Source organism: Nocardia sp. NPDC024068, from assembly GCF_040638875.1.
Classification (GTDB): Bacteria; Actinomycetota; Actinomycetes; order Mycobacteriales; family Mycobacteriaceae; genus Nocardia.
The window spans coordinates 105,335-116,707 of the sequence record NZ_JBEZYU010000014.1 but is presented as its reverse complement, the minus strand read 5'-3'; the positions used below and the strand labels follow the sequence as shown (position 1 = coordinate 116,707).

Here is an 11,373-nt window from a genome sequence, read left to right as displayed (position 1 = left end):
CGTGCCCGTGACTGTTTTCGGCCGCCCCGGCGGCCGGGCCTCGAAGCAAGGCGGCGCAGCCGCGAGTCTCGAGGCCGGACAGCCGGGACCAAGGGGCCGAAACCCGCGCCGCCGAAGGCGGCGCAAACTCAATTGAACGAATCGCCGCAGGCGCAGGAGCCGGTGGCGTTCGGGTTGTCGATGGTGAAGCCCTGCTTCTCGATGGTGTCGACGAAATCGATCGCCGCGCCCTGTACGTAGGGGGCGCTCATCCGGTCGACGGTGAGGTTGACGCCGCCGAATTCCGCAGTCAGGTCGCCGTCGAGGGTGCGGTCATCGAAGAAGAGCTGGTAGCGCAGGCCGGCACACCCGCCCGGCTGCACCGCGATCCGCAGCGCGAGATCGTCCCGGCCCTCCTGATCGAGCAGCGCTTTGGCCTTGCCCGCGGCGGCGTCGGTCAGCTTCACACCGTGGGTTTCGGTCGCGGTCTCGTTCTGCACAGTCATGAACTCTCCTATGGACAGCGTGGTCGGTCCGTGAACAGCGCACGGTTAAGGGATCAACGCCCTCGGACGGGCTGCTATTCCCCTATCTTGCCATCTCCGGCCCCGCGGGCCCCAGCCCCCGGCGGGGTCGATGGGCATCTCCGCGGTGAGTGGGCCGCCGCAGCAGCTCGAGGCGTGATCGGGCGCACCGGCTACCGCCCCGCTTCCGGCCCGGTCAGCCGACCGATTAGCCTGGTTACCGTGAAGTTGTTCCGACGCGGTGAGTCCAGCGATACCGACGTGCCCGACGACAGTTCCCGGGCCGCGACCGCCACCGCGAGCGCGACCGAGGCCGAGGCGGCGCGCGCGAAGGCCGCTCCGACCGCGGGCAAAGGCCGTCCCACTCCGGCCCGGCGCGACGCCGAGGGCAGGCGCCGCGGTCCCGTGGCGCCGCCGCCCATGACGTCCAAGGAGGCCCGCGCCCGCCGCAAGGAGAACCGCGGCTCCAAGGAGGACCGCAAGTCGGCCGCCGCGGACCGCCGGGCCGCCGCCGCGGACCGCCGCGCGCGGATGCTGGCAGGTGAGGACAAGTACCTGCTGCCCCGCGATCAGGGTCCGTTGCGGGCGTTCGTCCGCGATATCGTCGACGGCCGGCGCAATCTGGTCGGGCTGTTCATGCCGATGGCCCTGCTGCTGATCCTGTCGATGTTCGCGGCACCGGCGTGGCAGTCGATCATCACGCTGGCCATGCTGGTGATGATGGTCTTCATGATCGCCGAGGGTTTCCTGCTCGGCCGGATCGTCAACCGCCGGGTACGGGAGCGTTTCCCCAAATCCACCGATACCGGGTTCCGGCTGGGCTGGTACGCCTTCGTGCGCGCCTCCCAACTGCGCAAGATGCGCGCGCCCAAACCGCGGGTGAGTCCCGGCGACGCGATCTGATCGGGTGTCACCACACCCTTCACAACCCGGGCGACGCACGCTGGTACTCGGCGGCGCCCGCTCGGGTAAATCGGCCTTCGCCGAATCCCTGGTCGCCGGTGGCCCGGTCCGCTATCTGGCCACCGCGATACCCGATCCCGCCGATACCGATTTCGCGGCCCGGATCGCGGCCCATCGCGACCGCCGCCCCGCCGGCTGGACGGTGGTCGAGGCGGCCGACCCGGCCCGGGTCCTGCGTGATCCGCATCCGCACGCGACACTCGTCGACGATATCGGCACCTGGCTCACCGCCCGCCTGGATGCCCGGCAGGCCTGGGATGCCCCCCGCGGGACCGTCGCCCCGGATACCGACGCCCTGGTCACCGCCGTCGCGGAGTACGACGGCCGCCTGGTCGTGGTGACCCCGGAGGTCGGGCTGGGCGTGATCCCCGCGACTCGTTCGGGCCGGTTGTTCCGCGACGAGATCGGCAGCTGCAATCAGGACCTGGCGCGGGTGTGTGACGAGGTTTTCTTCGTTGTAGCCGGCCTACCCCTGCGCCTCAAGTAACCGGCGGTCTACCGCTGCGCCTCGAGTAAACGTCGGTCAGCCGCCGAGCCTCGAGTAACCCGGCGGTCTTCCGCTGCGTCTCGCAGTAACCCGGCGGTCTACCGCTGCGTCTCGCAGTAACCCGGCGGTCTACCGCTGCGTCTCGCAGTAACCCGGCGGTCTACCGCTGCGTCTCGCAGTAACCCGGCGGTCAGCCGCCGCGCCTCGAATAGCCGGCGGTCAGCCGTCCCGCCTCGAATAGCCGATACATCCGGCCGGTGACCGCGCCGGGCCGGGCGGGGCCACCGGACGACAACCGACGGGCACACACCGCCGGGGGTTTCCTCGACGCCTGCGGTGGCGTGGACACCCGCGAAGACCCACGCGCCGCGTGGTGTCGGTGTCGGTGTCGGTGGCCGGTGCTTGAATCGCCGCCGTGCCGAATACATCGAGTGCGGACCTCTGGGCGACGATCCACCGGGAGCGGGCCGCCCTCGCCGACGATCTCGCCACCCTCACCCCGGCGCAGTGGCAGACCCGGTCGCTGTGCGGGGAATGGAGCGTAGAGGAGGTCGTCGCGCATCTCACCGCCGCCGCGAGTATCGGCCGGATGCGCTGGCTCCGCAGCATGCTGGGGGCGCGTTTCGACGCCGACCTGCACAACCGCCGCCGGATGGCCGAATATCGCGGCACCGGCCCGGACGAGACGCTGGCACGTTTCCGGGCCGTGGTCACGAGCACGACGGCACCCTCGGGACATACGCCCGCCTGGCTGGGTGAGGTGATCGTCCACGGGCAGGACATCCGCCGGCCGCTCGGGCTCGCGAGTACGCCCGAACTCGACGCGGTCACCGAGGTCGCCCGGTTCTTCGCCGCCCGCGACTTCACGGTCTCCGGCCGGACCGTCACCGCGGGACTGGGGCTGAGGGCGACCGACGGCCCGTTCCGGGCCGGTTCCGGGCCCGAGGTCCGCGGTACGACCCTGGCCTTGGTCATGGCGATGGCCGGTCGACTCCCGTACTGTGCCGACCTCACCGGTGCGGGTTTGGAAACGCTGCGCGGCCGCATCGACACCTGATCGGGACCGGTCGGCCGCCGGTCCACGGGTCCCGCCCTCGCCCTGCTCGTACCCCGGGCCCACCGTGGCGCCCGCTCCCGGCGCCGCCGACACGTTGCGGGTCCCTCCGGCGACCGTCCGGGCGCCGGGCAATATTGTCCGGGAGACGGCTGCGCGATACCCGCGAGGATGTCGCCCGCCCGCACCCGATCGGAAGGCACGAACAGTGACAGAGGGATTCGCACCCGTTGCCCCGCCGGACCCCGAGGTCCGCGCGGCCGCCGAGGCGCGTCAGGGCTCCCTGACCAAACCTCCGGGCTCGCTGGGACGGCTCGAGGATCTGGGCAACTGGGTCGCCGCCTGCCAGGGCGTCTGCCCGCCGAAACAGTTCGAACGGGCCCGGGTCGTGGTGTTCGCCGGTGATCACGGTGTGGCGCGGCACGGTGTATCGGCCTACCCGGCCGAGGTGACCGCGCAGATGGTGGCGAACTTCCGGGCCGGCGGCGCCGCGGTGAACGCGCTGGCGCGGGTCGCGGACGCGACCGTGCGGGTGGTGGATATCGCGGTCGCGGCCGATACCGAACCCGCTGTCGGCGAATACAAGGTGCGGCGGTCCAGCGGCGCCATCGACCGGGAGGACGCGCTCACCGCCGATGAGGTGGCCGCCGCACTCGCGGCGGGACAGGCCATCGCCGACGAGGAGATCGACGCGGGCACCGACCTGCTGATCGCCGGCGATATGGGAATCGGCAACACCACACCCGCCACCGCTCTGATCGCCACCCTCACCGGCACCGAACCGGTACGCGCGGTCGGCCGCGGCACCGGCGTGGACGATCACGGCTGGATGCGCAAGGTGGCCGCCGTCCGGGACGCCATGTGGCGGGCCCGCCCCTCGGCCCGCGACGGGGTGGAATTGCTGCGGGTGGCCGGTGGCGCCGATATCGCGGCCATGACCGGTTTCCTGGCCCGGGCCGCCGCCCGGCGCACGCCGGTCCTGCTCGACGGGTTGATCGTCACGGCGGCGGCCCTGGTCGCCGAGGATCTGGCCGCGGGAGCGTCGGCCTGGTGGGTGGCCGCCCATCGGTCCACCGAACCCGCGCACGACGCGGCGCTCACGAAACTGAAGCTCGCCCCGGTACTCGATCTGGAGATGCGGCTCGGCGAGGGGTCCGGCGCGCTCACCGCCCTTCCGGTGCTGCGCGCAGCCGTGGCCGTTCTGGCCGAGATGTCGACCTTCGCCGACGCCGGCGTCAGCACGGCCACGGCCGAACCCACTTCGGCCGTCGACCTGCAGAAATGATTCCCACGCTCCGGGTCTCCGGCCGAATCCGATGCTGACGCTGCGCCTCACGTTCTCGTGGCTCACCGTGCTGCCGGTGCGCGGCCCGGCCGATATCGACCGGCACGCGGCGGGCCGGGCGATCACCGGCGCACCGATTGTGGGACTGGCGCTCGGGATCGCGGCCGCGGGAGCGCTCTGGCTGCTCGCGCCGGCCGGGGCGGCGGCCGGATTCGCGGCGGTCGCGGTCCTGGCCCTGCTCACCCGGGGAATGCATCTGGACGGGCTGGCCGACACCTTCGACGGTCTCGGCGTCTACGGGTCGCCCGAACGGGCCCGGGAGGTCATGAAAACCGGTGGGGCGGGGCCGTTCGGGGTGGCCGCCATCGTGTTGGCCGCCGGGATCCAGGCGGGCGCTTTCGGCGCGCTGGCGGGCGCCGGCCGCTGGGGCGCGGTGATCCTGGCGGTGGTGGTGGGCCGGGTCGCGGTGGTGGCGGCGTGCCGGCGCGGGATCGAGGCCGCTCCCGGAACCCGTTTCGGGGAGCTGGTGGCGGGCACGCAGTCGCGGGGGGCGGTGCTGGGGTGGGCGATCGCGGCCGCGGGGGTGGCGGTATGCGCGGTTCCGGACCTGCCGTGGTCGGGTCCGCTGGTGGTGGTGGTCGCGCTGGTCGCCGCGTCCCGGCTGGTGGACCACGGCGTCCGGCGCTTCGGCGGATTGTCCGGCGACCTGCTCGGCGCCGCGGTGGAAACCGGCACCGCGCTCGCCGCACTGGGTTTCGCGGTCGCCGCGAACTCTGTCTGAGTCACAACGCGGCGGGCGATCTGACGTCACCCGGCGTCAACTCGACCACGCCGCGTCTCGCCCTCCGGACGCTGCCCATAAGGTGGGTGGTATGTCAGCCGAGCGTCTCTATTTTCGTCAGCTGCTGGCCGGTCGGGACTTCGCCGTGGGCGACCCGATCGCTACGCAGATGCGCAATTTCGCCTATTTGATCGGTGACCGGGACACCGGCGAATGCGTGGTCGTCGACCCCGCCTACGCCGCGAGCGATCTGGCCGCCATCGCGGAGGGTGACGGACTGAAACTGTCCGGGGTGCTGGTGACCCATCACCACCCCGACCATATCGGCGGCACCATGCTCGGTTTCACGCTGCGCGGCGTGAAGGAACTGCTCGAACACACCACGGTTCCGGTCCATGTGAACGACGAGGAGAAATCCTGGGTGGCCAATGTCACCGGGATCGCCCCCAGCGAGCTCACCGGGCACTCCCACGGCGATACGCTCGGTGTCGGCGTCTTCGATATCGAGTTCCTGCACACCCCCGGGCATACCCCCGGTAGCCAGTGCTTCCTGGTCGACGACAAGCTCATCGCCGGCGATACCTTGTTCATCGACGGTTGCGGCCGTACCGATTTCCCCGGCGGGGACAACGACGCCATGTTCACCAGCCTGCGGAATCTGGCGGATATGCCGATCAACCCGGAGGTCTACCCGGGGCACTGGTACTCCGCCGACCCGCACGCGTCGCTGGACTCCATCCGCGACAACAACTACGTGCTGCGCCCGCGGTCACTCGCGGAATGGCATGCCCTGATGCCCGGCTGAGACCCTGTCCCGGCGCCGGGCTTCGCGCCCGGTGCCCGGGTGCGCGGCACCCCATCGCCCTCATGCGCGTCCCGACGGGCAGTGGCGGGTCAGAGCACCCGCATCCACTGATGGACGTCGGCGAAGGTGCCGCGCTGGATACCGGTGAGGGTGTCGCGCAGTGCCATCGTCACCTCGCCCGGTTCGCCGCCACTGATCACGAACTCACCGTCGGGCCCGCAGACCGATCCGACCGGGGTGATCACCGCGGCGGTCCCGCAGGCGAAGACCTCGGTGATCTCACCGGATTCCGCACCGGCCCGCCAATCGTCGACGGAGATCTTGCGTTCGGTGACCGGGTACCCGGAATCCGCGGCGAGGGTGAGCAGCGAATCGCGGGTGATACCGGGCAGCAGCGATCCGGACAGTTCGGGGGTCACCAGCCGCGCGTCGGAACCCGACCCGTAGACGAAGAACAGGTTGTTGGTGCCCATTTCCTCGACGTAGCGGCGTTCACAGGCGTCCAGCCAGACCACCTGATCGCAGCCCTTGGCCGTCGCCTCGGCCTGCGCCAGCAGCGAGGCCGCGTAGTTCCCGGCGACCTTCGCCTCGCCGGTACCGCCGGGCGCCGCCCGCACGTAGTCGGTGGACAGCCACACCCGCACCGGCTTCACCCCGCGCGGGAAGTACGCCCCGGCCGGGGAACCCAGCAGCAGATACTTGTAGGAGGACGCGGGTTTCACGCCCAGGCCCGATTCGGTGGCGAACATGAAGGGCCGCAGGTACAGCGATTCCTCGCCACCGGCTTCGGGCACCCAGGCGCCGTCCACCTCGAGCAGCTGGCGCACCGATTCGATGAACAGTTCGTCGGGGAGCTCGGCCATCGCCATCCGCCGCGCCGACCGGCGGAACCGGGCGGCATTGGCGTCGATCCGGAAGCACGCGACCTGCCCGTCCGGCTGCCGGTAGGCCTTGAGTCCCTCGAAGATGGCCTGGCCGTAGTGGAACACCATGGTGGCGGGGTCCAGGGTGAGCGCGCCGTAGGGTTCCACGACCGCGTTCGTCCAGCCGTCGGCCTCGGTGTAGTCGATGGTGACCATATGGTCGGTGAAAAACCGGCCGAAGCCGGGGGCCGCCAGAATCTCCTGTACCCGCTGCGCCGGGGTCGGCGCAGGATGAGGGATACGGGCGAACTGTGCAGCAGCGGTCATGACCAGCAGTCTAGGTCCTGCGTCCGGGCGCGACCGCTGGTGGTCCGGTGTGACGGCCGGTGACCTGGCGCGCGAGGTCAGGCGGTGCGCGTGGGAACGAACGGCGGCTTGACGACCGTGCACCGCAGCGACCGGCCGCGGACATCGACCACGACCTCGGTGCCGGGGGTCAGCGCGGGGTCCAGCAGGGCCAGCGCGATCCCGATCTGCCGGGTCGGCGAGAAGGTGCCCGAGGTGGTCACCCCGGCCTCGTTCCCGTCGTGGCGGACCACCTGGTTCTCCCGCGGGATCCCCCGGTCCAGCGCCTCCAGCCCCAGCAGGACGCGTTTCGCGCCGGCCGCCCGCTCCGCCTCCAGTGCCGCCTTGCCCCAGAAATTGTCCTTGGCCCAGCCCACGGCCCAGGAGGCCCGTGCCTGCACCGGCGTGATCTCGGCGGACAGTTCGTGGCCGTGCAGCGGATAGCCCATCTCGGTACGCAGGGTGTCGCGGGCGCCCAGCCCGGCCACCGTGCCCCCGGCCGCGCGCACCTGGGCCACCAGCGCCCGGAACAACACTTCGGAGTCCTCCCAGCGCGGCAGCAGCTCGTAGCCGTGCTCACCGGTGTACCCGGTACGGCACACCCGCACCGGGTGGCCCGCCCACACGGTGTCGGCGAACGCCATGTACGACAGGTCGGCGGGCAGGCCCATCGCGGCCAGCACCTGCGCCGACTGCGGTCCCTGCACGGCGAACACCCCGTAGTTGCGATGCTCGTCGGTCACCGTGATCGCCGGCGGGGCGGCCGCGGCGAGCCGCTCGACCACCGCGGCCGTATTGGCGGCGTTGGGCACCAGGAAGAGTTCGTCGTCGCCGACGTAGTAGGCGATCAGATCGTCGACGACACCGCCGTCGGATGCGCAGCACAGGGTGTACTGGGCCTTGCCCGGACCGATCCGGCCCAGATCGTTGGTCAGCGTGGCGTTCACGAACTCCGCCGCACCCGCGCCGCGCACGGTCGCCTTGCCGAGATGACTCACATCGAACAGGCCCACCGATTCCCGGACCGCGGTGTGCTCGGCCACGGTGCCCGCGTACGAGACGGGCATCTGCCAGCCGCCGAACGGCGCGAACTTCGCACCGAGTTCGACATGCACGTCATGGACAGGGCCCTGCTGCAGTTCGGCGTCGCTCACCCGGCGAGCTTATCCCGGCCCGAGTGGACGCCGGGGCGCCCGCGCCGGACGCGTACGGCGGCCGCGAGGCTCAGGCCTCGAACCACATCGGTATCAGGGTGGGCCCGTCCTCGGGCAGCGTCAGGGTGTGCCCGATCCGCACGAAACCCTGCCGGGCGTACAGGCGCGACGACCGTTCGGTACTGGCCTCCAGATAGGCCGGCATCCCCGCGGCCGCCAGCGCCCGGGTCCGGTCGCCGAGGATCGCCGCACCGGCGCCCTGCCCTCGATACCGGGGAACGGTGGCGATCATCTCCAGATAGCGATGCGGAAAGCGCCGGGGGTGTTCCCGGGCCAGCAATTCGGTGGCCTGGGCCGAACGCTGCAGCGGGCGGATATCGGGCGCCTGTCCGGCCCGCTCCCGGGCGGTTGCCGCATCGTCGTGCAGCCGGTCGGCAGAGGTGACGGCCTGCCAGACCGATACCGCCCAGATCTCGTCCGCGGCGCCCGCGATCCAGATCTCGTCCGTGCCGAGTCCGCGTTCGACGAGCTCGGGCAGATAGACGTCGAGGAACTCGCCCACCGGATATCCGCGCATCATCCATTCCGTCACCGCCTCGTCCGGGGCCGCCTCCCGCAGCGCCGCCACCAGAGGATCGAAATCGTCTCGTTCCGCCCGCCGCACACTCAGTTCCGCACCCACCGCGCCGCCTCTCTGTGAACAGTGTTCCCACCAGCGAACCTATGCCTGTCACCATGGCTTGCCCACCATTTCGTCACGGCATTTCGTGTGATGAAATCAAGGTCGTGACACCCTGCTCGGTCTGCGGCGACACCCTGCGCCAACCGGCGCGCGGCCGCCGCCGGCATTACTGCTCCCGCTCTTGTCAGGCACGTGCCTACCGCGCCCGGCGCACGACCGTCCCCGGTCGCGTCCGGCCCGTCCCCCGCCGCCTCTCCACGGTCGTGATCACCCGTACCGCGGTGACCCTCGCCGATCATGCGGGCCTCGAGGGCCTGACCATGCGGCGACTCGCCGCGGAACTGGGCGTGACCACCGCCGCGCTCTACCGGCACATCGGCGACCGCGACCGGCTGCTCGCGTCGATGACCGATCTGGTGCTCACCGAAACCCCACCGTCACCGCCGGATCAGGCCGGCTGGCGGGCCCGGATGCGATACGAGGCGCAGCAGGAATGGCAGCTCTACCGCAGGCATCCCTGGCTGCTGGCGGTACTCGCGCGAATCCGGCCGCCGTTGGGCCAGGGGCTGTTCGACGCCCTGGAACGCGCCTTCGCCGCCCTCGACGAGCTGGAATTACCCCGTACCCGGCTGATGTCGGCGTACCTCGGTTACTCGGCCCTCGTCCAGGGACTCGCGCTGCTGTGGAGTTCGGAGCGCCTCGATCGGATCGGTGGTGCGGAGGCCGCGGCCGGAATACCCGCCGAACTGGCCGAACTCCTCGATCCCCGGATCCGCCCCAGCCTGCACAAGGTGTTCGATCCGGCCGCGCCGCCGCCGGAACTCGATTTCGACGAACTACTGGCCGACGCGGTGGACATGCTGCTGGACGGCCTCGCGGTGCGCCGGACCGCGGCCGGCGAATAGCCTGTGGCCATGACCGCAGTCGCAGATCGTCCCCTCGGACCGGAATTGGCACGTACCCAGACCATCGAGCCGGGCACCGACGTCCTCGTCGTCGGTGTGGCCACCACCGATACGGGACCCGTCCTCGTCCCCGAGGACCTGTTCGGCGATGTTCTCGATGCCGACCTGCGCACCCGGCTCCTCGACCAGGTGACCGCCGTCGGCGGTACGGGCAAGGCCGAACAGCTGATCCGGGTCCCCGCGCCCACCGGTCTCGACGGTGTCACCAGTGTGCTCGCCGTTGGCCTGGGCAGCGCCGCCGAGTTCGACGCCGAGCAGATCCGCCGCAGCGCGGGAGTCGCCGCCCGCTCGCTCACCGGGGTGGCGCGCGCCGTGACCACACTGTCGGGTCTGGATATCGGTGCCGCCGCGGAGGGTTTCTACCTCGGCGCGTACTCGTTCACGCCGTTCCGATCGGCGAAATCCGCACCGAAACCCGAGGCCGCGCCGCTGGCCCGGGTCGAACTGCTGGTACCCGAACCGGAATTCGGCGGTGACGCGCTGCTGCGCGCCCAGCTCACCGCCGAAGCGGTGGCCACCGCCCGCGATTTCGTGAACACCCCGCCCAGTCACCTCTTCCCGGCCGAGTTCGCGCGCCGCGCCGAACTACTCGCCGAGGGTGCCGGATTGGAGGTCGAGGTCCTCGACGAGTTGGCGCTCGAGGCCGGGGGTTACGGCGGGGTGCTCGGGGTGGGCAAGGGTTCCTCGCGACCGCCGCGGCTGGTCCGGATCACCTATCGCGGCGGTGACAAGAGGGTGGCGCTGGTGGGCAAGGGGATCACCTTCGACACCGGCGGTATCTCCATCAAACCCGCCGCGAACATGGAGAACATGACCTCGGATATGGCCGGGGCGGCGGCGGTCGTGGCGACCACGCTGCTCGCGGCCCGGCTCAGCCTGCCGATCACCGTGAGCGCGACCGTCCCGATGGCCGAGAACATGCCGTCGAGCACGGCGCAACGTCCCGGCGATGTGCTCACCCAGTACGGCGGTACCACCATCGAGGTCACCAATACCGATGCCGAGGGCCGTCTCGTCCTGGCCGATGCGATGGTCCGCGCCTGTGAGGACGACCCGGCCTACCTGATCGATGTGGCGACGCTGACCGGCGCGCAGATGGTCGCGCTCGGCACCCGCACCCCGGGCGTGATGGGCACCGAGGAGTTCCGCGACCGGGTCGCCCGGATCTCCCGCGAGGTGGGCGAGCACGGCTGGCCGATGCCGCTGCCCAAGGAATTGCGCGCCGACCTGGATTCGAAGGTCGCCGATATGGTCAACGCGACCTCCCATCGCTGGGGCGGCATGCTCGTCGCCGGGACGTATCTGCGGGAGTTCGTCGCCGACGGTGTGCAGTGGGCGCATATCGATATCGCCGGGCCGGCGTACAACACCGGCGGGCCGTTCGGCTATATCGGCAAGGGCGGGACCGGGGTACCGGTACGCACCCTCATCGCGGTGCTCGAGGATATCGCCGCCGAATAACTCACCATCCGACGATCGGGTCGCC

General features: G+C 70.9%; 12 protein-coding genes. 8 read left to right on the top strand and 4 right to left on the bottom strand.

Annotation, left to right across the window (positions count from 1 at the left end; genetic code table 11):
• Nucleotides 1-128 precede the first annotated feature (128 nt).
• Nucleotides 129-485 (bottom strand): iron-sulfur cluster assembly accessory protein, encoded by a 357-nt coding sequence (locus tag AB0F41_RS14960; protein ID WP_357423931.1) that lies wholly within the window; start codon nt 483-485, stop codon nt 129-131.
• 240 nt (nt 486-725) lie between these two features.
• Between AB0F41_RS14960 and AB0F41_RS14955 the strand changes: the two genes are divergently transcribed.
• The 6 genes from AB0F41_RS14955 (at nt 726) to AB0F41_RS14930 (ending at nt 5,878) form a co-directional block, all read left to right on the top strand.
• Nucleotides 726-1,406, top strand: a complete 681-nt coding sequence (locus tag AB0F41_RS14955; RefSeq protein ID WP_357423929.1) for a DUF3043 domain-containing protein — start codon at nt 726-728, stop codon at nt 1,404-1,406.
• 4 nt (nt 1,407-1,410) lie between these two features.
• On the top strand, nt 1,411-1,953 hold the full coding sequence (locus tag AB0F41_RS14950) for a bifunctional adenosylcobinamide kinase/adenosylcobinamide-phosphate guanylyltransferase (RefSeq protein WP_357423927.1): 543 nt from the start codon (nt 1,411-1,413) through the stop codon (nt 1,951-1,953).
• A 415-nt stretch (nt 1,954-2,368) separates the two neighbouring features.
• Nucleotides 2,369-3,010: a maleylpyruvate isomerase family mycothiol-dependent enzyme gene (locus AB0F41_RS14945; protein WP_357423925.1), complete on the top strand. Its 642-nt coding sequence runs from the start codon at nt 2,369-2,371 to the stop codon at nt 3,008-3,010.
• Between the two features lie 205 nt (nt 3,011-3,215).
• Nucleotides 3,216-4,292, top strand: coding sequence for a nicotinate-nucleotide--dimethylbenzimidazole phosphoribosyltransferase (gene cobT / locus AB0F41_RS14940; protein ID WP_357423923.1), 1,077 nt, complete (start codon nt 3,216-3,218; stop codon nt 4,290-4,292).
• Between the two features lie 31 nt (nt 4,293-4,323).
• On the top strand, nt 4,324-5,073 hold the full coding sequence (locus AB0F41_RS14935; RefSeq protein WP_357423921.1) for an adenosylcobinamide-GDP ribazoletransferase: 750 nt from the start codon (nt 4,324-4,326) through the stop codon (nt 5,071-5,073).
• A gap of 91 nt (nt 5,074-5,164) precedes the next feature.
• Nucleotides 5,165-5,878 carry an MBL fold metallo-hydrolase gene (locus AB0F41_RS14930; protein WP_357423919.1) on the top strand — a complete coding sequence of 238 codons (714 nt, stop codon included), beginning with the start codon at nt 5,165-5,167 and terminating at the stop codon, nt 5,876-5,878.
• An 89-nt stretch (nt 5,879-5,967) separates the two neighbouring features.
• Here AB0F41_RS14930 and AB0F41_RS14925 read toward each other — a convergent pair whose 3' ends face one another.
• From AB0F41_RS14925 to AB0F41_RS14915, 3 genes are all read right to left on the bottom strand, one after another.
• A complete protein-coding gene (locus AB0F41_RS14925; RefSeq protein ID WP_357423917.1) occupies nt 5,968-7,068 on the bottom strand; it encodes a branched-chain amino acid aminotransferase in 1,101 nt (366 codons plus the stop codon).
• A 77-nt stretch (nt 7,069-7,145) separates the two neighbouring features.
• On the bottom strand, nt 7,146-8,240 hold the full coding sequence (gene gcvT, locus AB0F41_RS14920; protein ID WP_357423915.1) for a glycine cleavage system aminomethyltransferase GcvT: 1,095 nt from the start codon (nt 8,238-8,240) through the stop codon (nt 7,146-7,148).
• Nucleotides 8,241-8,310: 70 nt separating this feature from the next.
• Nucleotides 8,311-8,922, bottom strand: coding sequence for a GNAT family N-acetyltransferase (locus AB0F41_RS14915; protein WP_357423913.1), 612 nt, complete (start codon nt 8,920-8,922; stop codon nt 8,311-8,313).
• Nucleotides 8,923-9,185: 263 nt separating this feature from the next.
• Between AB0F41_RS14915 and AB0F41_RS14910 the strand changes: the two genes are divergently transcribed.
• Both AB0F41_RS14910 and AB0F41_RS14905 read left to right on the top strand, forming a co-directional pair.
• Nucleotides 9,186-9,827 carry a TetR/AcrR family transcriptional regulator gene (locus AB0F41_RS14910; protein ID WP_357423911.1) on the top strand — a complete coding sequence of 214 codons (642 nt, stop codon included), beginning with the start codon at nt 9,186-9,188 and terminating at the stop codon, nt 9,825-9,827.
• A 9-nt stretch (nt 9,828-9,836) separates the two neighbouring features.
• Nucleotides 9,837-11,348 (top strand): leucyl aminopeptidase, encoded by a 1,512-nt coding sequence (locus AB0F41_RS14905; protein ID WP_357423909.1) that lies wholly within the window; start codon nt 9,837-9,839, stop codon nt 11,346-11,348.
• The last annotated feature ends 25 nt before the right edge of the window (nt 11,349-11,373 follow it).